This window comes from Nocardia sp. CDC519 (assembly GCF_059509835.1).
In genome coordinates this window covers 6,010,292-6,035,228 of record NZ_CM183377.1, presented here as the reverse complement: position 1 = coordinate 6,035,228, position 24,937 = coordinate 6,010,292, and the positions used below count along the sequence as shown (strand labels likewise).

The window sequence follows — 24,937 nt, the reverse complement described above, 5'->3', positions numbered from 1 at the left end:
TCTCCATGAAGGTACGTGAACTCGCGGTGTCGACGGCGGCAGGCCTGGCCGCGTTGACGATGTGCTGCGCCACCGCCACGGCCGAGCCATTGAGCGTGGACATCGCGCCGAACGTCAACTACACCGCTTATCAGGACGGCAACGCCGCGGTGATCACCGTCGACGCCGGACAATTGATCATCCACGACGGCAAGTTCCAGATCCGCGCCGATGACGGCACGGTGCTCGCCGGGGTACCGCTCGAATTCAACGTCAATAACGTGGCCTTCCCGATCGACGCCGAGATCGACGGCCACACCGCCCGTCTCACCCCCTCGCTGGATCCGGCTCGCGCCGTGGAGAAGCCGGTAGCTCTGCCGTTCCAGGAGCATGCGCCGTGGAAGACCCCGTACGACCGTGAGGTCGCCGCCTTCTCCCGGATGGCGGGCACCATCACGATGGCCGGTGTGGCAGGCGGTGTCGTCGGAGCGATCGGTGCCGGCGTCATCGGCTGCCTCGTCGGTGGTGTCACGCTGGCCGCGGCGACCAGTCCGGTGGCGATGATGTTCGGCGCCGGACCGGTCGCCGGATGCCTCATCGGCGCGGGCGCCCTCGCCCCGGTCGGCGCCATCGCCGGCGCGCTGGTCGTCGGCGCGCCGGTGATGACGGCCGCGGTGATCCAGTACTTCACCACCATCAACGAGCCGTTTCCGGCGCCGGTGAAATAGCGCCCCGGCACGCTGTTCGAGCGCCCTACGGTCGATGACCGCAGGGCGCTCGCATATGTCCGGAACGGGGAGCGCCGATGCAGGCACGGGGCATGCTGCCGGCCTGCCGCGACGACCGCATACGGTGACACGTATGTCCATTACTCCCGAGGACGTCTATCGTCGGGCCGCGCGGGCGATCGCGCACGGGCAGCGGCTCGAAGTGAATGCGCTGATCGACCAATTGCATGTCTCGCGGGCCACGCTGTTCCGTAAGGCAGGCAACCGCGAACAGATCCTCGGCGAGGCGATCTGGATGATGGCCGACCACAGCTTCGGCGCCGCGAGCGCCCGGTGGCGCCGCGCCTACGGCGGTGCGGTCCGCGATGGGGCGGGGACATTGCGCTGCGTACGCATCATCACCGATCACGGCGCCGCGATCGCGGCCGACCGCGGTGTGCGCCGGCTGCTCGACGAGGAGCCGAAGATAGCGATGCGGGTCTTGACCGACCCGTTCGGTGCGGTCCAGCCGCGGACCATCGCACGGGTCCAGCAGCTCATCGCCGACGATGTGCGCGACGCCACGCTGCGGCCGCTGGTCGAGCTCGACGATCTGTCGTATGCCGTTGTGCGCCTGGGGGAGTCGATGCTGTACGCCGATATCCTGGCCGGGCGCCGTCCGCATGTCGAGAATGCCAACACCCTGGTCGGTGCGCTGATCACCGGCGTTCTGCCCGCGCGCTGAGGCCGCGCGGCGGGCATGCCGAAGGGGCTGCCACGATGTCGTGACAGCCCCTTGCCCCCGGGCCGGATGGTCTGCTCAGCTGATCAGGAACCGCAATTGCCGTGGGCGGCTCTACCGTCCAAGCGGTCGCCGAGCCAGTTCACGGCGTCGTCGCCGCCGATCAGGACCGCGCCCGCGTGATCGGCCAACGGGTAGGAATGCCATTCGACGGTATTTCCGCTGGCGCACCAATCGCTGCGCAGTTGTTCGCCGAGACCGTAGGAAACGACCTGGTCGGTGGTTCCGTGGAACAGGTAGAGTGGGAAGCCGGTAGTGCGGCCACCCAGACGGTTCTCACCGAGCCGTTGCCGCCACTGGGGATTGTCGAGCGGATTACGTGCCAGTACCTCGTCCATGGAATGTCCTTCGCCGGCCCGGATATTGTCGAGCACGCAGCCGCCACGCAGCTGCTGCACGAGATCGCGGCCCTGCGGCGTCAGGTACGAGTCGAGGTCGAGCTCGGGGTAGGCAGTGTCGTGGCCGATCGCGACCATGAGCGAGGCCGCCGGATTACCGCCGCTGCCGTCCTTGTCGAGGGCGTCTTTGAGCACATCGGCGGGAACGCCGCCGCTCGCCGCGGCTTTCACCTGAAGCTCAGGGGCGTATTCGCCGGCAAGTTCGGCGGCCCACGCGCTGGCCTGACCACCTTGTGAATAGCCGAGGATGCCGACCGGCGAGGCCGAGCTCACACCCGCCTGCTGCACTTCCGGCAGGCGCTGGGCGGCGCGCGCGGCGTCGAGGACGGCGGTGCCTTCGGAACGGCCGACGAGATAGGGGTGATCGCCGGGCGTGCCGAGGCCTGGGTAGTCGGTGACGGCCACCGCCCAGCCGCGCGTCAGCAGCTCGCCGACCGACATTCCTTCCAGGTTCTTGCCCTGGATGAACGTGGCGGACGGCGCGCACTGATCGCCCATGCCGACGGTCCCGACCGCGTAGGTCACCAGCGGCCGGGTTCCGGTCTTGCCGTCCTCGGGCACGATGACGGTGCCGGACACCACGTTGGGCCGCCCGAGGGCGTCGGTCGAGTGGTAGAAGATCTTCCACGCCTTGGTCGGCGTCGGCAGGCCGGGCACCACCTTGAAGGAATAGGGTTCCGCGCTGACTACGTCACCGGGGGCGCCGCCGGATGTGGCGCCCCCGGGGGGAGTGCTGTCGGCAGGCTGCTCCTCGGCGCTCGCCGCGCCGATCCCCGCGAGCGTGCTCGCGGCGAGCGCGATAGCGGCGGTGAGCTTCGCCAGCCGCCCGGCAAGTGCGGACCGCGCTCGGCGGCGGGTGCGTGTCATGGATTCTCCTCGAATGTTTCTGGCTGAGAACGGGTTCGACGCGACACGGGCGAACCCGAACGATGGACCCAGACGACTGGGCTATGGTGGCGCCACAGTCATGAAACATCGCTCACAGATGATTCACAATACTTGACTTTGAGTTGATTGAGCTGTAATGGACCGCATTGCGTGGTGAAGTCTTGACCGTGAGGGGGTGAGCGGCTACTTTCTTTGAAGCTGACGTCATGTTCACACCGCTGGCGCCAGGTGATCGCGACTCGCTGTCGTCGGCACCTCGTTGCGATGCGCCCACGATCCCCGCCGGTCTGCCGGCATTCGTCTTCTCACAAAGGAACCCAAGTGAAGGTCAACGGAAAGACCGCCATCGTGACCGGCGCCGGCCGTGGCATCGGCGCCGCGATCTGCGCGCGCCTGGTGGATGCCGGCGCACACGTCGTCGCCGCGGATCTCGACGGCGACGCCGCAGGACAGGTGGCGGACGAGCTGTGCGCGATCCGGCCGGACGCCGCGGTAGCGGTGGCGGGCGACGTCGCCGACGAGAACTACCTGCGCGAACTCATCGCCGCCGCCGAGCACCGCTTCGGCCCGGTCCAGTTGTATTTCGCCAATGCGGGCATCCCCGGCCGTGCCGGCCTCGGTGATGACGAGGGCTGGCGGCTGGCCTTCGACGTCCACGTCCAGGCTCATGTCCGGGCCGCGCGGTTGCTGGTCGAGGGATGGGTCGCACGTGGCGAGGGGTACTTCGTCTCGACCGCATCCGCCGCAGGCCTGCTGACCCAGATCGGGGCCGCCGACTACTCGGTGACCAAACATGCCGCGGTCGCCTTCGCCGAATGGCTCAGTGTGACCTACGGCGACAAGGGAATCCGGGTGAGCTGTCTGTGCCCGATGGGTGTCGACACCGCGATGTTGCAGGCCGGAGTGGAATCCGGGGACCGCTGGGGAGCGGCGGCCGCGCGCGCGGTCACCGAGGCCGGCGCGGTGCTGCGGCCCGAAGACGTCGCCGCTCAGGTGCTCGACGCCATCGGCGACGAACGTTTCCTGATCCTGCCGCACCCCGAGGTCGGCGAGATGCATCGGCAGAAGGCCTCCGACTACGATCGCTGGCTCGGGGGTATGCGCCGCTACCAGGCATCACTACTCGCGGTCGGCTGATACGGCGCCTGCGCCTGCGCGCAGGCAGGAACCCCCGTGCGCGCACGCCGGAATCCGTCGAGCAGTTCGGCGCGGCCGAGCCGCGGAGATGGTGTGTGGCGAGCCCGCCGGGCGCCGAGGAAGGAACACCGATTTGTCGACAGCTCATCAGCACATGCCGAAACCGCAGCGGCGCAAGGCGATTCTCGTCGACTTCGGCGGCGTCCTCACCACCAGTGTAGCGGCCGCCTTCCGGGCCTTCGGGGCACGCATCGGCGTCGATCCGGACCTACCGATCCGGCTGATCGTCGGCGATCCGGTGGTTCGCTCGAGCTGTGCGGCATTCGAGGCGGGCGCGTGCAGCGATCAACAGTTCGAACTGGTACTGGCCGGTGCGCTGATCCGGCACGGGGGCCGAGTCGAACCCCATGGGCTGCTGCGGAGGATCCGGGCCGAACTCGCCCCCGAACATGAGATGTTCGAGCTCGTCGCGGGCCTGCGAGCCGCAGGGCATCCGGTCGCGCTGGTGTCGAATTCCCTCGGCCGCGGTTGTTTCGACGGCTACGACTTGGACGACCTCGTCGATGTGGTAGTCGTGTCCACCGAAGTCGGACTGCGCAAACCCAGTCGCGAGATCTTTCGACTGGCCTGTCGCGAACTCGGTGTCGAACCGGCCGACGCCCTGCTGATCGATGACCTGCCGCACAATATCGACGGCGCCGGGCGGGCAGGCATCGACGGGATCCTGCACGGCAACGCCGGCCGTACCGCCGAGGAACTCGCGACCCGCTACGGCGTGTTCCCGCTGCTACCGCCTTCTCCGCCCGCGGCGAACCGGGGCTGGCGGCGCCCGCGGACGAGACCATGGATGCGATGACCGCCGCGGCATGGACCCGACGATCGCGGGTAGTGCTGCGGGTAGGAGGTCTTTGCGCCCGGATGCGGCCGTGCCGGCGTCGCATGGTGGCCGCCAGCGCAGGAGGAAACGTGTTCGTCGACGAAGAGGTGCGGATTCCGATCGACGAGGTCGGGCTGGACGGACATGTCTGGCTGCCGAGACGCGATGGCGGCGTGGTGGTTTTCGCGCACGGCAGCGGCAGCGGGCGGCACAGCCCGCGCAACCGGCAGGTCGCCGCGGTACTGCGGCGGGCAGGCCTCGGCACGGTGTTGCTCGATCTGCTGACCGCGGCGGAGGACGACCTCGATCGGCGCACCCGTGCGCTGCGGTTCGATATGCCGCTGCTCGCCGGGCGCCTGGCCGGAGCCGTCGACTGGCTGACGGGGCAGCCGGCCACCTGCCGGCACCGGATCGGGCTGTTCGGTGCGAGTACCGGCGCGGCGGCCGCGCTGCTCACCGCCGCCGATCGGCCCGCCATCATCCATGCCGTCGTCTCCAGGGGTGGGCGACCGGATCTGGCCGGCGATACGCTCACCCGAGTGCGGGCACCGACGCTGCTGATCGTCGGCGGCGCCGACGATCAGGTCCTCGACCTCAACCGGCAAGCGATGCGTCACATGACGATCACACCGCGACTGGAGATCGTGGCGGGCGCCACCATCTGTTCGAAGAACCAGGAACGCTCGACCAGGCGGCCGAACTCGCCGCTGCCTGGTTCCTCCGCCATCTGGGCACCGCACCGGCCGCGCCGCCGCCGCTGTGATCGCCCGGACACCGCTGCCTCGATGCGGACCGGCGGTTTCACGCGCGCTCCACCGGGTACCGCCGCAGCATCAACCGCGGAAGTTCAGCCAGGCCGAGCAGCGAGGTGAGACCGATGGCCGAGACTCAGGTCGACGACGAACTCTGGAACGAATTCCACCGCGTGGTCAACATGTCGTCGCACGCCCTGCGCGACTGGCTACGCACCGAGGCGTCGGGTGCGCATGCCGAACGGGAACCGGACCGGTCCGGCCCCGAGATCGGCAGGCAGGTACTCGCCATCCTCGGTAAACGCCGGACCGACCTCACCGCCGACGACGTCGCGACCATGCGATACGTGGTGGATGAAGTCACCGCTGCGCGCCGCGCCGATCTGGAACCGGTCGCGGGTGACGCCCAGTTCCGGCACCGGCTGATGTCCCTGGGCCACGACCCGTTGCAGGCTCCCTGATCAGCGGCGGACGCCGGATCCGGATGTTCAGCTCGCCGTTGCGGCCAGGAGCCCGTTCTCGCGGGCGATCTTCTCGATCTGCTCGGGTGTGCCCGCCATGATCGTGCGCACGTGCTCGGTGACCAGCTCGACCGGCCAGTTCCACCAGGCCGCACGCAGCAATCGGTCGATGTCGTCGTCGGGGAAGCGCTGCTTGACGGTGCGTGCCGGGTTGCCGCCGACGATGGTGTACGGGGCGACGTCGCCGGTGACGACGGCACCCGTGGCGATGATGGCGCCGTCACCGATCCGCACGCCGGGCATCACCAGGCTGTTGTAGCCGAACCAGACGTCGTTGCCGACCACGGTGTCGCCGCGGCTGGGGATCGAGGTGATGATGTCCATGGTCTGCTCGGCCCAGGTGCCGCCGAAGATGGTGAACGGGAAGGTGGACACCCCATGGGTCGGATGGTTGGCGCCGGCCATGATGAAGCGGGTGCCGGTGGCGATGGCGCAGTAGCGGCCGATGATCAGTTTCTCCGGGCCGAACGGATAGAGCACGTTGTTCGTTTCGAACTCGGTGGCCGCGTGCGGATCGTCGAAATAGGTGTAGTCGCCGACTTCGATGCTGTCGGAGGTGATGTGCGGTGCGAGGAAGACCGTGCGGTCGGTGTGCGGCAGCGGGAAGCGGGTCGTGGGATCAGGAATAGTCGACACCGCAGCGAGCCTAGTTTGCGTGCGTGCGCCGCGGCCTGTGCCGATGCGGTCGGTCGATTCCCGGTAGCGTCGTAGCAACTCGGGGCCGGCGGACTGGCCCTTTCGTAAGTATCCAGTTGGCGGGCCAGTGGCCGAGATCTGGCTATTGGGCATAGGTCCAGTTGTGGGTCAAGCTGGACCGATGGTGCGTCGGCTGATCGCGTTGTACGCGGGTTTGTGGTTGTACGGGTTCTCCATGGCCGTGATGGTGCGGGCAGGGCTCGGCTTGGATCCCTGGGATGTGTTTCATCAGGGCGTGGCCGAGCACGTGCCGCTGAGCTTCGGGATGGTCACCGCGCTGACGGGGATCGCGGTCCTGCTGGCATGGATTCCGTTGCGGCAGCGGCCCGGGCTGGGCACGGTGAGCAATGTCGTGGTGCTCGCGGTGTCGGTCGACGCCGGGTTGTGGATGCTGCCGGAATGGGAATCACTGCCCGTGCAGGCGGGTGCCATGGTCGCGGCGGTCGTGCTCAACGCCGTCGCCACGGTGCTCTACATCGGAGCGGGTATGGGGCCGGGCCCGCGTGACGGCCTGATGACGGGCCTGGTCCGGCGCACCGGGCTGTCGGTCCGGGCGGTGCGCACCACGATCGAGGTCACGGTGCTGGTCACCGGATGGCTGCTCGGCGGCTCGGTCGGTCTCGGCACCCTGGTCTACGCCTTCGGCATCGGGCCGTTGATCCAGGTGCTGATTCCGGTGGCCGATCGGTGGCTGCCCGGGTTTCGGGACGAGCCCGCCCCGCAATCGGATCCGGTGCCCGCAACCGCGTAAAGGGTTGTGGCTGCACGAGATTTCCCGAGCGCCTACGATGTGCGCACGGGAGAGATCTCCGTTGATGGGAGAGCGTGATGAACGACAGTGCGAGCGTGGTGGATCCGAACACGCCCAGCATCGCGCGGGTGTACGACTACCTGCTGGGCGGGAAGGACAATTACCCCGTCGATCAGGAGATCGGCGACCATTTCAAGATCAATCTGCCCGGCTCGGTGTCCATCGCCTTCGGTAACCGGCAGGCCCTGGTGCGCGCGGTGCGCGATATCGCGCGCAGCGGTGTGCGGCAATTCATCGATCTGGGCAGCGGGCTCCCGACCGCCGACAATGTGCATCAGATCGCGGCCCGCTACACCGACGGCGCCAAGGTGGTCTACGTCGACAACGATCCCATCGTGCTCGCCCACGGGCGCGCCCTGCTTGCCACCGATGACAACACGACCGTGGTGCAAGCGGATGTGCGTGAGCCGGAGCGGATCCGCGACAGCGACGAGGTGGCGCGGCTGATCGATTTCGACGAACCGGTCGCGGTCGTGTTCAGCGCGATCCTGCACCACCTCAACGACGATGAGGATCCCAGCGGGGTGGTGTCGTACTGGCGCGACCAGATCCCCTCCGGTAGCCAGATTTTCATCTCGCACTTCCGGTCCGGCGGCAATGCCGAGACCGAAGCCGCTGAGCAGAAGCTGCAATCGACGTTCGGCCGCGGCCGCTGGCGCACCGACGACGAGATCGGTGCCCTGTTCGGCGATCTCGAGATCCTGGAGCCGGGCATCGTGCCCGCGGTGCTGTGGCGGCCCGATGCGCCGGGCGAATCCGACACCTCGGTCTCCACCATCGGTACGCCGGAAAGAGAACTGACGGTATGGGATCAGTTGATCGTCGCCGGTCTGGCGCGCAAACCGTAAGGGACTTTCGGCACTTCTCGAGGCGGCGCGCCGTCTCGGCACTTGTCCGAGCGGCGTGTCTGCGCTGATCATGATCACGTGTTGATATCTGATGGGGTGATCGGGCTCCGGCCGATCACGGTGGCCGATGCGCAGGCGCATCTGGCGGGGGAGGACGCGGAGTCGGCCCGATGGCGTGACGGTGGTCAGGGCACACTCGCCACCGTGACCGAACACTTCCGGCGTCGTGCGGCCGAATGGGAGGCCGACGGCCCGAACAAGACCTTCGCGATCGCGGCACTGGACGACGGTGTGCTGGTGGGGACGCTCGACATCCAGGTCGATCAGGATTTCCTGGCAGACCGACAGGCGAACGTGTCCTACGGCATCTATCCGCAGTTCCGCCGCCGCGGCATTGCCGCCCGCGCGGTGGTATTGGCCTGCCGCTATATCGCCGCGCGCGATCTGGCCGATGAGGCCGTGCTGCGGATCGACCCGGCCAACAAGGCATCGGTGGCGGTCGCGCACCGGGTCGGTTTCGCCTACCACCACACCACCGACGATCCGGATGAGGGCACGCTGGACTGGTTCTTGCAGGCGGTGTAGGGCTGGTCAGCCGGGGCCGGCGTCGGCCGCGATCAGGGTGCGAATCGTGTCCGCCCAATACCCGAGCGTGCGGGTCTCGCCATGGGCGCCGGTCCGTAGCGGACGCGCGGCAGTCACGCCGCGCAGCAGGGTGATGGTGAGGTCGCGGATGGCGGGGTAGCGGGGGTGCGCGGTGAGCTCGGGACCGAACAGAGTGTCGATGACGCGGTGCAGATCGCGCCCGGCGCGCCGTTCGGATTCACGCAGGACGGCTGCGAGGGTGGGGTCGGTACGCGCAGCCGCCCAGAGTTCTTGTTCGGCTCGAGCCGCCGGTCGAGTCATCGTCTCGAGCAGCGCGGTCAGCGTGCGTTCGATGGGGTCGGCGCTCGCGCCGGGTGCTGCGGCGGCCTGTTGCGCGGCGTGTTCATTGAGCTCGACCAGATGCTCCACCAGCGCGGCGGTGAGGGTGTCGAGGGTGGGGAAGTGGTGCAGCAGGGCGCCGCGGCTCAACCCGGCCGCGTGCTGCACCGCCAGCGTGGACCAACCCGCGTAACCGCGCTCGACCAGCAGCCGGGTCGCGGCCTCCAAAATGCGTGCGCGGGTGGCGCTGCGCTGCTGCTCGCGGGTGGGCATCGCGGTATCCCCTCGGTGCGGTGGTCGACGCAAGAATTTCACGGTCACTATTGACTGTCAACCCGGTCGTGCGTCAGGCTGCTCGGTGACGGCGAATCGCCCACACCGATGCTCGACGCTCCGTCCTCGGCGCCAGCGTTCGCACCTGTGAAAGGAAAAGCCTTGTCCGACAAGCAATCACATTCCGGCACCCGGCCGGCGGCATGGTATGAGAACTGGACCGAAGGGCCGGACTCACCCTGGCGGGATAGGCCCGAACCCGCCGATGAGCACGAGTATCCGACGCTGACCTACCAGCGCGACGGCCGCATCGCCCGGCTCACCTTCAACCGGCCCGAGAAGGGCAACACCGTCACCCCCGATACCCCACGTGATCTCGCGGACGCGGTGGAACGCGCGGATCTGGATCCCCGCGTGCACGTCATCCTGCTGTCGGGGCGCGGAAAGGGCTTTTGCGGCGGCTATGACCTCGATATGTTCGCCGAACAGGGCTTCTCACCGGCCGGCGGGCGCGATGAGGTGGCGGGCACGGTGGTGGATCCGGTGGTCAACGGAGTCAACCACAACCCGTGGGGCACCTGGGATCCGATGATCGACTACGCGATGATGAGCCGGTTCAACCGGGGCTTCGCCAGCCTCATGCAGGCGAACAAGCCGACGGTGGCGAAGCTGCACGGTTTCGCCATCGCCGGCGGCACCGATATCGCGCTGTACGCCGATCAGATCATCTGCGCCGACGACACCAAGATCGGTTATCCGCCCACCCGCACCTGGGGCATTCCGGCCGGCGGCATGTGGGCGCATCGGCTCGGTGACCAGCGGGCCAAGCGGTTGCTGTTCACCGGCGATTCCCTCAGCGGCAAGCAGGCCGAGGAATGGGGTCTCGCGGTGGAATCCTGCCCGGCCGACGAGCTCGACGAACGCACCGAGGCGCTGGTGGAGCGGATCGCCCGGATGCCGGTCAACCAGCTGATGATGGCGAAGCTGGCGTTGAACTCGGCGCTGTACGCGCAGGGTGTGGCCAACTCCGGCATGATCAGCACGGTGTTCGACGGTATCTCCCGGCACACCCGTGAGGGCTACGCCTTTCAGTTGCGTGCCGCCACCGTCGGGTTCCGGGAGGCGGTGCGCGAGCGCGACGAGCCGTTCGGCGACCACAAGCGAGCGCAGTTCGAACGCTGAGGCGTGCACGCGCGATTTCGGCTGCCGGCCCGCGATGAATTCGCCCGGTCCAGGCCGTCACTATCGGTATGACGACACGTTTTCTCGACACCGGTGACGCCGACATCGCCTATGAAGTGCACGGCCCGCTGCCCACGGCCGACGGCCGCGCGCCACTGGTCTTGATCGCTCAGCCGATGGATGCCACCGGCTTCGCAGCCTTGGTCGAACAGTTTCCCGATCGCACCGTGATCACCTACGACCCGCGCGGTCTCGGCCGCAGTACCCGCAGGGATGGCCGGATCGACCATTCGCCGACGGTGCAAGCCGAGGACGTGCACGCGCTGATCGAGAGCCTCGGCGCCGGCCCGGTCGAGCTCTTCGCCAGCAGCGGCGGGGCGATCACCGCGCTCGCGCTGGTGACCGCCCATCCCGGCGATGTGTCGACGCTGGTCGCGCACGAGCCGCCGCTGCTGGCGGTGCTGCCCGATGCCGCTGCCGCCGAACGGGCGCGAGCCCGGACGTTCGAGGCGTACCGGGCGCGGGGTTTCGGCGCGGGGATGGCCGATTTCCTCGCGATGACGTCGTGGCGGGGTGAATTCACCGAGGACTATTTCGCGCAACCCGCTGCCGATCCCGCGCAGTTCGGGCTGCCCACCGACGACGACGGTGCGCGCGAGGATCCGCTGCTGTCGGACCGGTCCTGGGCGGTGTCGAGCTACCGTCCCGACGTCGAGGCCCTCGCCGCCGCGCCGACCCGCATCGTGATAGCCGTCGGCGAGGAGTCGCTCGGAGTCATGACCGGCCGCACCGCGGTGGCGACGGCCGAACTGCTCGGCCAGCAGGCGACGGTGTTCCCGAGCCATCACGGTGGCTTCATGGGCGGTCAGTACGGCTACGCCGGGCAGCCGGAGGCGTTCGCGAAGAAGCTGCGCGAGGTACTCGACGAACGATGAAGCACGTGGCGCGCTCGATCGCGGGGTGAGCGCGCCTATTCCCCCAGCGGGTCGGGTAGCAGGCCCTCGGAGGCGCGAAAGCGACGGGCGAAACCCGCGAGCAGTTCCTGCGATTCCGGGGACAGGTCGACGGTCAGCCGCATCAGCCGCCGGAAATGCGGGTCGGAGAATTCGCCGACGAGTTGCGCCTGTGCCGCCCCTGGGCACGGACCATTGAAATAGGAATCCGACACAGCACCCACGTCAACGCTCCCGACCGTCTAGTTGCTGTAAGTAACATACCGGCAAATCCGGCATAACGACGGAGATCGGCGATTAGCCGTATCGGTGTGTTGGGCGAGAAGCCTTGCGCATAGCACGGTTTCGGGCGCGTGGTCTCCCCATCGGTGGTGACCCTCCCGAGGCCGCGAGGGGCACTGTGAGCACGAGTTCTCCGCCCGGGCCGGTCTCGGGGGTGCGCCGGGTGATCAGCACACGATCGGCAATCGCGGTGAGTCGACGGGCTCGCCCGCGTTGTCTATGGCCCTAGATCCGGTCCGCGCCCCAACTGCGATGGACATAGCCGATCACCCGGTCCAGTTCGTCGCGATCGACGGAGGCGGATTCGCCCGGTTCCAGCGGGTCGAAGTGGAAGATGTAGAGCCGCGAGGCGAATTGTTCGAACGGCAGCGATGCTTCCCCGAAACGCTCACCGTGGCCAGCGGTGCCGACGATGACGCCGTCGCCCCAGTCCTGGCCGCTGTCATTGTTGGGGTTGAAGAAATAGACCCGCATTTGTTCCTGCGGATCCAGATTCACCCGTAGCACCGTGATGGCATGCCAGCCGACGAACCGGGCCGCGCTGTCGGTCACCGCGATGCCGGCCGGTTGCGGGTGGATCAAGGGCTGGTTGCCGTTGTAGAAGGGGTGGTAGCTGGCATAGAAGTGGCGCAGGAAATCATCGAGGTCGGTCAGATTGCCGGTGGCGACGTCGACATTGATGCGGAAACCGCGTCCGGACCACCAGCCGTGGAACTCGGGATTGATCCACCGGTGCGGATCGCCGTCACGGCCAAGGCAGTGCCTGCCCATCTCGGCGTAGATGCGGTCCAGATGCGGGACCACCAGCACCGAGACCGGATCGAGGTCGATCGGCGGCCCCGCGGCGGCACCGGCACTGTCGTCGCGGGAGGAGATCGGGGTGCCCTCGAAGTGCATGACGATCTCGTCGTCGCGGGCCGCCCACGTCACCGCGTGCAGCAGATAGTCGGGATCGTTGTAGGCCCACATGGACAGTGCGCGCGCCGACTGGCAGGTGGGGTTGTCGCCCTGCCCGATGCCCAGCGGCAGGCCGAGCATCGACAGCACTCCCGCCAACAGCCACACCCGCGCGTCGGGGGTGGGCCCGAACACCCGGCTCAACCGTTGCCGGGACGTCGGTGAGAGCTGTAGGCCGATCTGGCGCCACAGCGCGGGGGCGACCGGCGGCTGATAGAGGATGCCGCGCTCGAGCAGCAGTGCCAGCCCGTAGATGCACTGCGCGGTCTCGACCTGCACCGCTTCGTCGATCAGGCTGTGCACGAGTTCGTGATAGCAGAGCAGGCAGTCGCGGCCGGTGCTGGACAATCCCATCGCCTCGGCGAGGAGATAGTCGCCCTTCTCCAGCAGATGACGCAGTAGCACGGCGTGATAGGGCGAGACGAGTCCGGTGTCGTGCATCGAGCGCGCGAACCCCGAGGCTTCGTACTGCAGAGCGCTGTCATCCATCGTTTCCAGGCGTTCGCGATAGATGTCGACGCCAGGATCTTCCCGGCACGCGTCGGTGGTTCCGTAGAGGCTGCTGATCAGCCGGTCCGCGCCGAGCGCGCCGGCGCCGAGGTCGATATCGGGGTTGGCGCGCGCGACCGCGATCTGGGTGATCATGCGTTTGACCGCGTCGACCTGAATGGGCCGTTGGCGCAGGATCCGCCAGATCTCGTCGACCAGATGCTCGAGCACCTTCTCGTAGCCGACCTCGGCCACGAGATGGTGCAGCAGTTCTCGCGTCACCTGTGCCATCCGGCCCTGTTGGGTCCGTTCGGCTTCGGTGGGCGGGGTGAACAGCAGCGACAGGTTGATCGCCAGTACCTGCGAGAGGTGGCTGTCGGCCTGTTCGGCGGTGATCAGCGGGTGTGAGTAGTCACCCTTGGCCACGGCGAGCAGGCGCAGGTTGCTCACCGTCTCCAGCACCGCGGTGTCGGCGTTCGGGCTGCGCAGCGAGCCGGTGCTCAGTGAGGGGATCAAGATCTGCGGCGAGGCCCAGTCGGTGCCGAGGAACAGGCCCGCGTTCTCCAACTCGGCTGCCCGCGCGCGCACCGCGGCGCAGCCGCCCGGCAGTGCGAGCACTCGCCGCAGCGCGTCGAAGGTCCGCGGCAACTTGACCTGCTTGCCGAAATCGCCTGCGTCGGTGAGCGATCGGATGGCATGGTCCAAGGTGGCCAGACGCCGTTCCAAGGATGCCCCGTCGCTGCTGAGCTGATTCAATCAGGATCCTCCCGTGATCCGGGCCGAGGCCGGGATCAGATATAGAAGTCGAGCTCTTCCTGTCGCTTCAGCAGGTCCCGCAGGGTGTACGGGTCGTCGCCGAAGAAATACAACAGGCCCCAATGGTTCCCGAACGCCGTGCGCTTGGTGACCTTCTCCGACAGCGGGGAGGTGAGCTCGTGTGATTCGAAGTAATCATGATCCTCGGTTTCCTCGGGCATGGACAGATGGCTCACCACGCGCCGTCGCGGATACACGCCGAAGCATCCGGCATGCCCTTTGGCATCAACCACTTCGCGGGGGAAGAAGGCCTCGATCTCTTCCTCGGTGGTCTTGGGGTCGAAGGCGAGGACCAGGGCATGGTAGGCGTTGAAGCCGTAGGTGCGTTCGAGAAGTTCGAAGACCTTGAATCCGGGCGGACGGTAGGCGACCTCACCGAAGTACATTTCGCCGTCGCTGGTGACGAAGTATTCGGGGTGCACGAAGCCGAATTCGATATCGAAGGTCTTGATCAGTTTTTCGACCTGCCGGGTGATCTCCGGCCGGTATCGCTCGAGCTCCGGCGTCGCGGGCACGAACACCGAATAGCCGAGCGTGACGTACTCGGAGATATTGAGGAAGCGGATCTTGCCGTTGTGGATCCATGCCTCCACCGCGAACTCCCACCCGTCCAGGTGCGACTCCATCAGTAGCGGGAAATCCTCGTCGGGAATCGTGTCGATCTCGTCGGGTGTCCTGATCACCCGATGGCCGAGGCAGCCTGCCTTGTCGAAGGCCTTGATGTGGATCGGGTCGTTCGGATCGCCGTCGAGCTTGAGTAGGGTCTGGTTGACGCGCTTGAGGAAGCGGACGACGTCGTCGCGCTCATGGGCCTCCTCGAAGATGCCGACCCGGATGCCGCCGAGCTGGGCGCGACGCTTCATCAGCGCCTTGTCGCGCAGCAGCATGGCCTGGCCGAACAGCCGCGGATTGTCCATCAGCACCGCGTTGATCGCGCCCGCCCATTCGACGGTTTCCTCGAAGATCGGGATCGCCACGTCCACACCCATATCGCGCAGCGTATCGGCGATCTCCATCGAACGGTCGTTGAGACGTTCGAAGTTCCACGGAATGTACGGTATTCCGTTTTCTGCGCAGTAGTCTTCGATCCATTCCGGAGCGACTACCACGTATCGCCGGTCGAAGCGGTCGACCGCCTCGACGGCGTTCAAACTCCAGCCCAGCAGGGCAACGTATCCCTTGTCGGTATTTCGGCCTTTCGGTTCCTGTGCTGCAATCGACAAATCTCGTCCCCTCTTGGCCGTGCGAGATCGGTTGATCTCTCGGCCGTTTCTCGGCTCCGGCAGCGACCTCCGGCAGACGTGTTCTGCCTGTTCAGAAGTGTGCGCGCCCTGTTCGCCTGGTTCTCTCGTCGGCCGGCATCCTCATCTGCACTGGTGAGGGGAAGGCCGCGTGCGTGATCGAAACCCGTTCTGGGGGCTGGGATTCATGGACCTACCCTCCGTATTGTCGCCATTCACACGAGTACCCGGATCGTTGCGTTCCCAAACTGTCGCCGTCCTATGGGCGCTCTTGCGAACGTCTCGATATCCGGTGGTGCGGGATGTCGCAGACCTCCGACCGCCTGCCGGTGGCCGGGGGCGCGGCGGCCTCGCGCCCCCGGCACCGATCAATCGGAGACGGCGACTTCGCGCAGCAGGCCGTCGGACAGGTGCAGCCTGCGCTGGGCCCGGATATCGGTGAGGAAGCGTTCGTCGTGACTGACCACGACGAACGCGCCGCGATAGGCGTCCAGCGCGCTGACCAGTTGGCCGACGCTCACCAGATCGAGGTTGTTGGTCGGCTCGTCCAGCAGCAGCAATTGCGGCGCCGGCTCGGCGAACAGCACGCACGCGAGGGTGGCGCGTAGCCGTTCACCGCCGGAGAGCGCACCGACCGGCAGGTGCACGCGCGAGCCGCGGAACAGGAAGCGGGCCAGCAGATTCATGCGCCGCGCGTCGGGTAGGTCCGGGGCGAACGCGGACAGGTTCTCGGCGACGCTTCGGTGCGGATCCAGCAGGTCCAACCGTTGCGACAGGTACGCGATGCGGCCATCGGCGCGGGTGATCGACCCGGCATCGGGATCCACGTCACCGCGGATCATCCGCAGCACAGTGGATTTGCCCGCTCCATTGGGGCCGGTCAAGGCGATCCGCTCCGGCCCGCGGATGAGCAGGTCGATGCCGCCGCCGGCGAAGATCTCCCGCTCGCCCAACCGCAGCCGCAGCCCTTGCCCGCTGAATACGGTGCGCCCGGCAGGAACATCGGTATCGGGCAGCTCGAGGCTGATCTTCTGTTCGGTGCGCAGGGCGCGGCCGGCTTCGTCGAGTCTGCTCTCGGCCGCCGCCACGCGCGCGCTGTGCGTGCCGTCGGCCTTGCCCGCCGACTCCTGCGCATTGCGCTTCATGGTGCCCGCGAAGATCTTGGGCAGCCCGGCGTTACCCAGATTCCTGGCGGCCGTGCTCGCCCGGCGGGCGGCGCGTTCCCTGGCCTGCTGAAATTCCCGCTTCTCCCGTTTGACCTCCTGTTCGGCGGAGCGGATGTTCTTCTCGGCGATCTCGCGCTCGGCGCGGACGGCGGCCTCGTAGTCGCTGAAAGTGCCGCCGTAGAAATGGATGTCGCCACGATGGAGTTCGGCGATGCGGTCCATCCGGTCGAGCAGGGCGCGGTCATGGCTGACCAGCAGCAGGGTTCCGCCCCAGTCGCCGAGCACGTCGTAGAGCTTGTGGCGCGCGGCGAGATCGAGGTTGTTGGTCGGCTCGTCCAGCAGCAGCACGTCGGGTCTGCGCAGCAGTTGGGCCGCGAGGCCGAGCGAGACGATCTGGCCGCCGCTGAGCGTGCCGGAGCGGCGGGTGAACGCGACGTCGCCGAGGTCGAGGCGGTCGAGCTGGGCGCGAGTGCGTTCCTCGATATCCCAGTCGGTGCCGATGGTGGTGAAGTGTTCCTCGCTGGCGTCGCCGGATTCGACGGCTTCCAGGGCCGCCAATACCGGTGCGATACCGAGGATTTCGGCGACGGTGAGATCGCCGGTCAGTGGCAGGGTCTGCGGCAGGTAGCCGAGCACGCCGTCGACGGCGATGGTGCCGCTGCTCGGGCGCAGGTCACCGGCGATGAGGCGCAGCAGCGTGCTCTTGCCCGAGCCATTGGGCGCGACCAGGCCGGTGCGGCCGCGGGGGATGCTGAACGACAGGTCGGTGAAGACGGGGGTGTCGTCGGGCCAGGTGAAGCTCAGGCCGGAGCAGACGATGAACGCATCGGACATGTACGAGTCCTCGGGTGAAGGGATGGGTAGACGAACGGCGACATGGCCACGTCAGCGGCGCCGCGCGCCTGCTGGTGGCCGTCAGAGCCGGGTAACCCCGGAGATGTCGAGTTCACCTACCATGCCGGTACTCCCTGAATGCGATGACTTCCGCTCGACGATAGCAACCGAAGCTGCCGCGTCAACCGGATTATGCCAGGGCGATGACGTCGGCGAGGGCCGCGGCGGCGTCGAGCAGGGCGCGAGAACGTGCTGTGATGCTCGCCTCGCGGGCGTCGAGCGCGGCGGCGATGGCGTCGTTGTGATGGGCGCGTGGCAGATTCGGCACCAGCGTTCGCAGGGTGTCGATGCGGTATCCGGCGTTGCGGAGCTGGTGGATGATCCGCGCGTCGCGGACCTGAGCGGGCGAGTAGCGGCGGGCGCCCCGAGCGGTGCTCCGGTCCGCACTGATGAGTCCTTCCGCCTCCCAGTGGCGCAGGGCGGACTTGCGGACGCCGAGCGCATCGGCCAGTTCCGCGACCGACATCGCATCCGACTCCGTGACCTCGGCGATCGGTTCGGCCGAGATCGCCTCGGCGGCGGCGCGGGCCAACCGGAGCTCGGTGCGTTCGCGGGCGAGCCGGGCGTGCGCGTCGTCGAGCAGGGCGAGGGCTTCCGGCAGTGGTGCGCGGTGCACCGCACGCATGATCCGTTTGGCCTCCACCGGGCCGACACCTGCGGCCAGTGCCCGATACGCGAGCGCCGAGCGGAGGTGTATCTCGTCGTAGGTGCGATACCCCGATTCCGTGCGAGCCGCCGGCGGCAGCACGCCGTGGTGCTCGAGCTTGCGCACCTGCTGAACGGAGTAGCCCGCGCGGCGCGCGACGTCGACTGTTCGCAAGGGCGAGTGCAGGGTTTCCACGATGCGTTCCTTGTCCAACAGCGCAGATGCTCGGCCAGGTCTCCACAAGCACTTTAATGAAACGCTGGAATGCATGAGCATCGACGAGATCATCGACTATGTGGCGGGCCTGGACGGTGTCCTGACGTTGCGGCCAGGGCCCGGCGACGGCTCGCCCGAGATCGCCTGGGGTGACCTGTTCTTCTACTACTCACCCAGCGGTGAAGTCCCGGCCACGACCCAGCCGTTCGCCACGATCGTCACCAAGAACTATCCGGGCGACGAGAAATCGGACCTGGACCGGCCGGGGGCGTTCCGGGTCAATATCGCGGTGAGCCGCGAGGCCTTCACCGCCTGGACCGGCGGTTCGCCGCGTGAGATCGACCCCGATACCGACTTCGCCGCCGGCGATACCGTGCTCGCGCACCCCGTCTACGCCGGCGCCGGTTGGGTGGCGGTGGTGAATCCGGGGCCGCGCACCGGCGAGACCGTACGCGAGCTGCTTCGCGACGCCTACGAGCGGGCGCGGGCGCGATATGAGCGCCGCGCGGCGGCGCCGGGCTGAGTGTCAGCGGCGCAGGCGGCCGGTGCGGGCCAGGGTGCGTTTGGTCGACGGCGACAGGCCGGGGGAGTCGGCGTCCACCTCGGGTGCGGCGGGATCGGCGCGGACGAACAGGGTGATGGTGGTCGCCGCGTCGAAACCGTTGCGCTGCATGAGTTTCGCCGAGGCCTCGTTGCTCGATTCCACATCGGTGACGATGCGGCGGGCACCCCGGGCGAACAGCGCGGTGCAGCACGCGTCGACGAGCCTGCCCGCGATGCCGTGGCCCTGCATATCCGGGGCCACGGCGATCCATTCCAGATAGCCCCAGTCGTCGCGCAGCTCGAATTCCATCGAGCCGAGCACGAAACCCACTACCCGGTCGGAGTCGACCGCCACCCAGCACGCGTTGTCCGGGCTGTCCAGATGCTCGGCCACCGAGGTCAGCGACCAGGAGGTGTAGGGCTTGACCGAGGTGTCGTAGACCTCGTGTCCGAGGTCGAGGACCTGACGGAGGTGGCCGAGGCCCATGGGGACGATCGCGATGGCGGGGTCCATGCGATCAGTTTGCCAGGAGTATGCGCGAGTCAGGCGCCTTTGCGGGTGGCGGTCTTCTTGGCCGCCGTCTTCTTGGCGGGGGCGCGTTTGCTCGCGGCCTTCTTAGCGGCGGTCTTCTTCGCCGGCGCCCGCTTCTTGCCGTCCTCGGTGCGGCGCCCGCTGGCTTCCAGGCTGCGCTGCAACGCGGCGACCAGGTCGACGACCTCGGCGTCCTGGGCGACGGGTTCGGCCTCGGGTTGTTCGGGGACCTTGCCGGTGCCGCTGGCGATGGCCTCGTCGAGCACCCGTTTGAGTTCGATCTGGTATTCGTCGGTGAATTCGCTCGGATCGAAATCCTCCGACATGGAATCGACCAGTGTCTCGGCCATCTTGATTTCCTGCGGACGCGGTTTGGTCGCGTTCTCCAGCGATTCGAACGACACCGAACGCACCTCGTCGGGCCACAGCAGCGTCTGCAGGACGAGCATGCCGTCACGGACCCGCAGCGCGGCCAGCCGGGTTTTCTGGCGCAAGGTGAAGTGCACGAGGGCGGTGCGTTCGATGCGCTCCAAGGTCGCCGCGAGCAGCACGTAGGCCTTTGGGGTGTTCGAATCGGGTTCGAGGTAGTAGGTCTTGTCGAACAGGATCGGGTCGATCTGATCGCTCGGCACGAATTGCAGGACCGGGATCTCGTGTTTCTCCGCCACCGGAAGCTTGGCGAAATCCTCGTCGGTCAGGATCACCTTGTCGCCCTCTGGCGATTCATAGGCCTTGTCGATATCGGCGTACTGCACCGATTTCCCGCACACCGTGCAGACCCGGTCGTATTTGATCCGTCCGCCGTCTTTGGCGTGGACCTGATGAAAGCGGATGTCGTGGTCCTCGGTGGCGGTATATACCTTCACCGGGACGTTCACCAGCCCGAACGCGATCGAGCCTTTCCAGATTGACCGCATCACCCCATCATGGACGAATCTCGGCGACCTCGCTCGTCAAACGGTAACCGGAGTGTCGCTGCCGCGATTCGGGTCCGCAGCCGCGCCGGTAGCCGCGCGAACAGCGTGCCCATGGCCGCGGCGGTCCCGGTCACATCGGTGCGGCCCGACAGGTACGCGCGTTGCCATTCCTCGGGCAGGTCGAAAAAGGTGTCGAAGAAAACGGGAAGATCGGCCGGTGGGAGCCGCAGCAGTGCCCGCAATCCCGCCTCGCGTAAACCGTGGACCACGCGCGCTGCCGGCGGCGCGGGTGAACCGCCCGCGACCACGGCGTCGGCCGCGGTCAGTGCCGCGGCCACGCTGTAACCGGTGGCCTGATGAATGAACCCGCCCGCGGCACCGAAGCGGAAACGGCCCGGCCTGGCACCGGTGACGGGAAACCGCACCCGCTCGACGCGCTCGCCGCCGTCGAGGCGAATGCCGCGGGCACGCAGACGCCGATGCAACCGTGCCGCCAGCTCGGTCTGGCCGAGGGCCGGGCGCCCGGCGAGGCAGGTTTCCTCCATCAGCATCGCGCCCGCGCCCAGCGGTACCGCGTAGAGGAAGGATCGGGGCGCCTCGGCCGGTGCGCCGTTGTCCGGACGCCAGTCCATGAACAGGGGCTCGACACCGGCGGCCCGCTCGGCCGCGACGACCACACCGAAGGCGGTCTGCTCGGCTCGCGACGAGGCCCGTGCCAGCCCGCGCGCATCGATGACCCGCTCGGCTCGCAGCACTGTTCCCGAGGCCAGCGTCACGGTGTGAGCGGTGAGTCGCACGGCACGATCGGCGAGCACGCGGGAGCCGGTGATATCGAGTGCCGACCGCAGCCGCTCGGAGTCGAGCACCACGTATCGGCGCTCGAGGCGGTGCTCGCGTGCGCCCCAGGCCACGGGCCGATCGACGGTCGCCGCGATCACCCCGGGATCGAGCCATTCGGGGAGTTCGTCCGCCCATGCGGCGTAGGTAGCCGTCCACTGCCGCCGGGGTGCGGGATCCACCGCCGCGACCGAGAGTCCGTGCGCCAGACAACGATGGGCGAGCGCTCGTCCTGCCGGGCCGAGTCCGCAGACGACGACGTCCGTTCGTGCCGTCATGCCACCCGATGGCCCAGTAGTCGCCGCGCTGCCCACGCCTGCAGCCTATGGAGCCGCCGGGAGCGCGACGCCGGTCAGGGTTCGAGGACGACCTTCCCTGTGGTCTCGCGATTCTCCAGCGCGCGGTGCGCGGCGGCCGCCTCCGCCAGCGGGAAGCGGGTCACCGCTGGCTTCCAGCGTCCGGCGGCGGCCTCGGCCATCGCGCGCTTTTCCAGCACCCGGATATCGCCGCCGACCCGTTCGAGCATCGGCGGGCCGACCACCGTCTCGGAGCGGATACCGCGCCGCTCGGCCTCCGCGTCACCGATCCGCGCCGGCTCGCCGCTGGACCACCCGTAGATCACGTGGTGTCCGCCGGGGCCGAGGAGGTCGAGCGCGGCGGGGGTGATCGGGCCACCGACCGAATCGAACAGCACCGTCGCCTGCCGCCCGCCGAGGCGATCTCGCACCCGATCGGGCCAGTCCGCCTGCCGGTAGTCGAGCGCGATATCGGCGCCGTTGGCGCGCACGAGCTCGGTTTTCGCCGGCCCACCGGCCAGCCCGATCACCGTCGCGCCCGCGTTCTTCGCGTACTGCACCAGCAAGGTGCCGATGCCGCCCGCCGCTGCCGTCACGATCGCGACATCGTCCGGGCCGAGATCGGTGAATTGCAGAATGCCCATGGTGGTGCGCCCGGTACCGATGATCGCCACCGCGGCCGCGGCGTCGAGATTCGCCGGAATATCGTGGAGCCGGGCGACATCGGTCACCGCGAGCTCGGCGTAGCCGCCCGGTACCGCGCCCAGATGCGCGACCACCGGCTTGCCGAGCCACGCCGGATCGACGTCGGTGCCGACGCGATCGACGGTGCCCGCCACCTCCCGGCCGGGAATCGTCGGCAGCTCGGGAATCGGGTACGGGCCGGGCTCGCCGCGGCGCAGCGCGGTGTCGACGAGATGGACTCCGGCGGCTGCCACCGCGACGCGGACCTGGCCGGGGCCCGGTACCGGATCGGGGACGGTGTTGTAGCGCAGATTCTCGGCCGGACCGAAAGCGTGCAGGCGGATGGCGTACATGGCGGCTCCTGATGATCGGGGTCGGAACCCAGCCTGCAACCTGAAGTGTTGTTCAGGTCAATCCGATGCGTGGCCGGCCCGGGCCGCTGCGCGCGCGGCGAAGCCGTCGCAGAGCGCGTCCAGACCGAGTTGGAGCAGGTCGACCTGGGCGAAGCGGCCGTCGTCGGCGCCCTCGAGCTCGGCCAGCGCGGGCGGCACCGGATGCAGCGGACGGCCCGCCAGCAGCGCGCGCAAACCGTTCTCGTCATCGGAGTCGAGGCCCTTGCTGGTCAGCAGCGCCGAGCTGATATGCGGCAGGGTCGCGCCCGAGATGTAGTTCCAGACCGCGAAAGCCATCTGGGTCGCCTCGTGGGTGCTGACGTTCAATTCGCGGAAGCCCTCGACCAGCCACGCCAGGCACCCCATGCTGCTCGGGCCGAAGCTGTAGCGCGGCACCGCGAAGGTCAGCAGCACCCACGGATGCTGCTGGTAGAGATTCCAATCGATCTCGGCGGCGATCCGGACGCGGTCACGCCAGGTCAAGTCGCGTTCGGCGGTCGACGGATACGGGTAGCGGCCGGCGACCTCGTCGGTCATCGCCGCGATCAGCTCGTCCTTGTTGGTGACGTGCCGATACAGCGACATGGCGCCGACGCCGAGACGATCGGCGATCCGGCGCATCGACAGCGCCTCGAGCCCGTCGCTGTCGGCGAGTTCGATCGCCGCGTCGACGATGGCCGCTTTTGTGAGCTTCGGCTCGGTCATCCCATGACTGCCTTTCGATGTCCGGCCAGGATGCGTACACTGTACCCGGACTTCATGCGTACGTCGTACGCGTCAGCGAGAGGAATCGGTGGATGACGAACGTGGAGGCGGTGCGGCCCGCCCCGGATTCGAGCGTGGCCCCGCGGCGGGCCTGGCTCGGCCTCGGGGTGCTGGTATTGCCGGTGCTGCTGGTGTCGATGGACGTCTCGGTGCTGTTCCTCGCGCTGCCCACGCTGACCGTCGATCTGGACCCCTCGGCCTCCGAACAACTCTGGATTCTCGACATCTACGGTTTCCTGATCGCGGGCCTGCTCATCACCATGGGCAATCTCGGCGACCGGATCGGGCGCAGGCGCATCCTGCTGGCCGGCGCGACCGTCTTCGGTATCGCCTCGGCCGTGGCGGCCTTCGCCCCGAGCGCGGGTGTGCTCATCGCCGCGCGGGCGCTCATGGGCATCGGTGGTGCCACGTTGCTGCCGTCGAGCTTGTCACTGATTTCGACGCTGTTCGCCGACGCCAAACAGCGCGCCACCGCGATCGGGGTGTGGACGGCGTTCTTCGCCGGCGGCTCGGCGGTGGGCCCGATCATCGGCGGGGTGCTGCTGCACCACTTCTGGTGGGGTTCGGTGTTCTTGATCAACGTGCCGGTGCTGCTGATCCTGCTCGCGCTCGCGCCGGTGCTGCTGCCCGAACATCGCGCCAACTCGCTCGGCCCGCTGGATCTGCCGAGTGTGGCCTTGTCCATCGGCGGCATCCTGCCGCTGGTGTACGCGGTCAAGCACGCCGCCGAACACGGTCCCGACGCCGAGGCCGCGGTGATCGGGTTGATCGGCGCGATCGTGCTGACGATGTTCGTACGCAGGCAGCGCCACCTCGACGAGCCCTTGCTGGATCTGGCGCTGTTCGGTCGCGGCCAGTTCTCGGTGGCGATCGGCTCCAGCCTGGCCGGGATGATGTCGCTGGCCGCGATGAGCTATCTGGCCAGCATCTACTTGCAGTCGGTCACCGGCAGGGATCCGCTGGTGGCGGCGCTGCTGGGGATTCCGATGGCGATCGCGGTGTTCATCTTCTCGATGACGGGCGCGACGGTGGGGCACCGCTTCGGGGTGCGGATCACCTTCGCCATGGCGTTGTTCGCCGCGGCGATCGGCAATCTGATGTTGCTCGGCGTCGGCGTGGACGGCGGATTGGCCTGGTATATCACTGGATCCGCGATCGCGGGTATCGGCTACGGCATCACCTTCACGCTGGTGTCGGAGGTGGCCGTGTCGTCGGTGCCGCCCGAGCGCGCGGGATCGGCCGTGGGGATCTCGGAGACCAGCTTCGAACTCGGCAATGCGTTGGGTCTGGCCTTGCTCGGCTCACTGGCGGCGGTGGTGTTCCGCTCGGGCGGGAGCTTCGAGTCGACGCTGGGGGAGACGCTCGCGCGCGACGGCGACCGGCCTGAGATCGTCGAGGCCGCGCGGGAATCGTTCGTGAACGGGATGCATGCCGCGACGACGGTCGGCGCCCTCATCCTGGTGGCGATGGCGATCATCGTCCTGGTGGCGACACCGAAAGGTCGCTGACGGTATCG

General features: G+C 67.9%; 26 protein-coding genes. 13 read left to right on the top strand and 13 right to left on the bottom strand.

What is annotated here, in order from left to right; genetic code table 11:
- The first annotated feature begins 5 nt into the window (after positions 1 to 5).
- Together AC5W7N_RS27375 and AC5W7N_RS27370 are read left to right on the top strand one after the other, a co-directional pair.
- Entirely contained in the window at positions 6 to 707 is a 702-nt protein-coding gene (locus tag AC5W7N_RS27375; RefSeq protein ID WP_194992486.1) for a DUF8020 domain-containing protein, read from the top strand.
- Between the two features lie 133 nt (positions 708 to 840).
- A complete protein-coding gene (locus AC5W7N_RS27370; protein ID WP_495922580.1) occupies positions 841 to 1,431 on the top strand; it encodes a QsdR family transcriptional regulator in 591 nt (196 codons plus the stop codon).
- Positions 1,432 to 1,514: 83 nt separating this feature from the next.
- Here the strand turns inward: AC5W7N_RS27370 and AC5W7N_RS27365 are convergent, their stop codons facing one another.
- Positions 1,515 to 2,753 carry a lipase family protein gene (locus AC5W7N_RS27365; protein ID WP_495922579.1) on the bottom strand — a complete coding sequence of 413 codons (1,239 nt, stop codon included), beginning with the start codon at positions 2,751 to 2,753 and terminating at the stop codon, positions 1,515 to 1,517.
- Between the two features lie 342 nt (positions 2,754 to 3,095).
- Here AC5W7N_RS27365 and AC5W7N_RS27360 point away from each other — a divergent pair, with 342 nt between their 5' ends.
- The 4 genes from AC5W7N_RS27360 to AC5W7N_RS27345 all read left to right on the top strand — a co-directional run bounded on the left by AC5W7N_RS27360 (position 3,096) and on the right by AC5W7N_RS27345 (position 6,001).
- Positions 3,096 to 3,911 carry an SDR family oxidoreductase gene (locus AC5W7N_RS27360; RefSeq protein ID WP_194992489.1) on the top strand — a complete coding sequence of 272 codons (816 nt, stop codon included), beginning with the start codon at positions 3,096 to 3,098 and terminating at the stop codon, positions 3,909 to 3,911.
- A gap of 133 nt (positions 3,912 to 4,044) precedes the next feature.
- A complete protein-coding gene (locus AC5W7N_RS27355; protein WP_495922577.1) occupies positions 4,045 to 4,767 on the top strand; it encodes an HAD-IA family hydrolase in 723 nt (240 codons plus the stop codon).
- A gap of 110 nt (positions 4,768 to 4,877) precedes the next feature.
- Positions 4,878 to 5,660, top strand: a complete 783-nt coding sequence (locus AC5W7N_RS27350; protein ID WP_495922575.1) for a dienelactone hydrolase family protein — start codon at positions 4,878 to 4,880, stop codon at positions 5,658 to 5,660.
- A 5-nt stretch (positions 5,661 to 5,665) separates the two neighbouring features.
- A complete protein-coding gene (locus tag AC5W7N_RS27345) occupies positions 5,666 to 6,001 on the top strand; it encodes a DUF3140 domain-containing protein (RefSeq protein ID WP_163812747.1) in 336 nt (111 codons plus the stop codon).
- Between the two features lie 27 nt (positions 6,002 to 6,028).
- Here AC5W7N_RS27345 and AC5W7N_RS27340 read toward each other — a convergent pair whose 3' ends face one another.
- Positions 6,029 to 6,697: a CatB-related O-acetyltransferase gene (locus AC5W7N_RS27340; protein WP_163812749.1), complete on the bottom strand. Its 669-nt coding sequence runs from the start codon at positions 6,695 to 6,697 to the stop codon at positions 6,029 to 6,031.
- A 181-nt stretch (positions 6,698 to 6,878) separates the two neighbouring features.
- Here AC5W7N_RS27340 and yczE point away from each other — a divergent pair, with 181 nt between their 5' ends.
- From yczE to AC5W7N_RS27325, 3 genes are all read left to right on the top strand, one after another.
- On the top strand, positions 6,879 to 7,508 hold the full coding sequence (gene yczE, locus AC5W7N_RS27335) for a membrane protein YczE (protein ID WP_194992052.1): 630 nt from the start codon (positions 6,879 to 6,881) through the stop codon (positions 7,506 to 7,508).
- A gap of 77 nt (positions 7,509 to 7,585) precedes the next feature.
- Positions 7,586 to 8,416: an SAM-dependent methyltransferase gene (locus AC5W7N_RS27330; protein WP_495922574.1), complete on the top strand. Its 831-nt coding sequence runs from the start codon at positions 7,586 to 7,588 to the stop codon at positions 8,414 to 8,416.
- A 78-nt stretch (positions 8,417 to 8,494) separates the two neighbouring features.
- Positions 8,495 to 9,001: a GNAT family N-acetyltransferase gene (locus tag AC5W7N_RS27325; protein ID WP_495922573.1), complete on the top strand. Its 507-nt coding sequence runs from the start codon at positions 8,495 to 8,497 to the stop codon at positions 8,999 to 9,001.
- Between the two features lie 6 nt (positions 9,002 to 9,007).
- Here AC5W7N_RS27325 and AC5W7N_RS27320 read toward each other — a convergent pair whose 3' ends face one another.
- Positions 9,008 to 9,613, bottom strand: coding sequence for a TetR/AcrR family transcriptional regulator (locus AC5W7N_RS27320; protein WP_495922572.1), 606 nt, complete (start codon positions 9,611 to 9,613; stop codon positions 9,008 to 9,010).
- A gap of 162 nt (positions 9,614 to 9,775) precedes the next feature.
- On the opposite strand from AC5W7N_RS27320, the gene AC5W7N_RS27315 reads away from it, so the two are divergent.
- Together AC5W7N_RS27315 and AC5W7N_RS27310 are read left to right on the top strand one after the other, a co-directional pair.
- Positions 9,776 to 10,795: a crotonase/enoyl-CoA hydratase family protein gene (locus AC5W7N_RS27315; protein WP_495922570.1), complete on the top strand. Its 1,020-nt coding sequence runs from the start codon at positions 9,776 to 9,778 to the stop codon at positions 10,793 to 10,795.
- Positions 10,796 to 10,863: 68 nt separating this feature from the next.
- Positions 10,864 to 11,730, top strand: coding sequence for an alpha/beta fold hydrolase (locus AC5W7N_RS27310; RefSeq protein ID WP_195007386.1), 867 nt, complete (start codon positions 10,864 to 10,866; stop codon positions 11,728 to 11,730).
- A 35-nt stretch (positions 11,731 to 11,765) separates the two neighbouring features.
- Here the strand turns inward: AC5W7N_RS27310 and AC5W7N_RS27305 are convergent, their stop codons facing one another.
- From AC5W7N_RS27305 to AC5W7N_RS27285, 5 genes are all read right to left on the bottom strand, one after another.
- Positions 11,766 to 11,972 (bottom strand): hypothetical protein, encoded by a 207-nt coding sequence (locus tag AC5W7N_RS27305; protein WP_163812760.1) that lies wholly within the window; start codon positions 11,970 to 11,972, stop codon positions 11,766 to 11,768.
- Positions 11,973 to 12,255: 283 nt separating this feature from the next.
- Entirely contained in the window at positions 12,256 to 14,232 is a 1,977-nt protein-coding gene (locus AC5W7N_RS27300) for a hypothetical protein (RefSeq protein ID WP_194990550.1), read from the bottom strand.
- 35 nt (positions 14,233 to 14,267) lie between these two features.
- Positions 14,268 to 15,515 (bottom strand): ATP-grasp domain-containing protein, encoded by a 1,248-nt coding sequence (locus tag AC5W7N_RS27295; protein WP_495922568.1) that lies wholly within the window; start codon positions 15,513 to 15,515, stop codon positions 14,268 to 14,270.
- Between the two features lie 386 nt (positions 15,516 to 15,901).
- Positions 15,902 to 17,533, bottom strand: coding sequence for an ABC-F family ATP-binding cassette domain-containing protein (locus tag AC5W7N_RS27290; RefSeq protein ID WP_495922566.1), 1,632 nt, complete (start codon positions 17,531 to 17,533; stop codon positions 15,902 to 15,904).
- A 190-nt stretch (positions 17,534 to 17,723) separates the two neighbouring features.
- Positions 17,724 to 18,434 carry a MerR family transcriptional regulator gene (locus AC5W7N_RS27285; protein WP_280498718.1) on the bottom strand — a complete coding sequence of 237 codons (711 nt, stop codon included), beginning with the start codon at positions 18,432 to 18,434 and terminating at the stop codon, positions 17,724 to 17,726.
- A 73-nt stretch (positions 18,435 to 18,507) separates the two neighbouring features.
- Between AC5W7N_RS27285 and AC5W7N_RS27280 the strand changes: the two genes are divergently transcribed.
- Entirely contained in the window at positions 18,508 to 18,978 is a 471-nt protein-coding gene (locus tag AC5W7N_RS27280; RefSeq protein WP_495922564.1) for a DUF6194 family protein, read from the top strand.
- Positions 18,979 to 18,981: 3 nt separating this feature from the next.
- On the opposite strand, the gene AC5W7N_RS27275 is transcribed toward AC5W7N_RS27280, so the two are convergent.
- The 5 genes from AC5W7N_RS27275 to AC5W7N_RS27255 all read right to left on the bottom strand — a co-directional run bounded on the left by AC5W7N_RS27275 (position 18,982) and on the right by AC5W7N_RS27255 (position 23,361).
- Positions 18,982 to 19,512 (bottom strand): GNAT family N-acetyltransferase, encoded by a 531-nt coding sequence (locus tag AC5W7N_RS27275; protein WP_495922562.1) that lies wholly within the window; start codon positions 19,510 to 19,512, stop codon positions 18,982 to 18,984.
- A gap of 29 nt (positions 19,513 to 19,541) precedes the next feature.
- Positions 19,542 to 20,447, bottom strand: a complete 906-nt coding sequence (ku, locus tag AC5W7N_RS27270; RefSeq protein WP_495922560.1) for a non-homologous end joining protein Ku — start codon at positions 20,445 to 20,447, stop codon at positions 19,542 to 19,544.
- Positions 20,447 to 21,562, bottom strand: coding sequence for a lycopene cyclase family protein (locus tag AC5W7N_RS27265; protein WP_495922558.1), 1,116 nt, complete (start codon positions 21,560 to 21,562; stop codon positions 20,447 to 20,449). Before AC5W7N_RS27265 ends, ku begins: the two co-directional genes overlap by 1 nt.
- Positions 21,563 to 21,636: 74 nt before the next feature.
- A complete protein-coding gene (locus AC5W7N_RS27260; protein WP_495922556.1) occupies positions 21,637 to 22,617 on the bottom strand; it encodes a zinc-binding dehydrogenase in 981 nt (326 codons plus the stop codon).
- A 57-nt stretch (positions 22,618 to 22,674) separates the two neighbouring features.
- On the bottom strand, positions 22,675 to 23,361 hold the full coding sequence (locus AC5W7N_RS27255; RefSeq protein ID WP_194990556.1) for a TetR/AcrR family transcriptional regulator: 687 nt from the start codon (positions 23,359 to 23,361) through the stop codon (positions 22,675 to 22,677).
- 92 nt (positions 23,362 to 23,453) lie between these two features.
- Here AC5W7N_RS27255 and AC5W7N_RS27250 point away from each other — a divergent pair, with 92 nt between their 5' ends.
- Positions 23,454 to 24,929, top strand: a complete 1,476-nt coding sequence (locus AC5W7N_RS27250) for an MFS transporter (protein ID WP_495922554.1) — start codon at positions 23,454 to 23,456, stop codon at positions 24,927 to 24,929.
- The last annotated feature ends 8 nt before the right edge of the window (positions 24,930 to 24,937 follow it).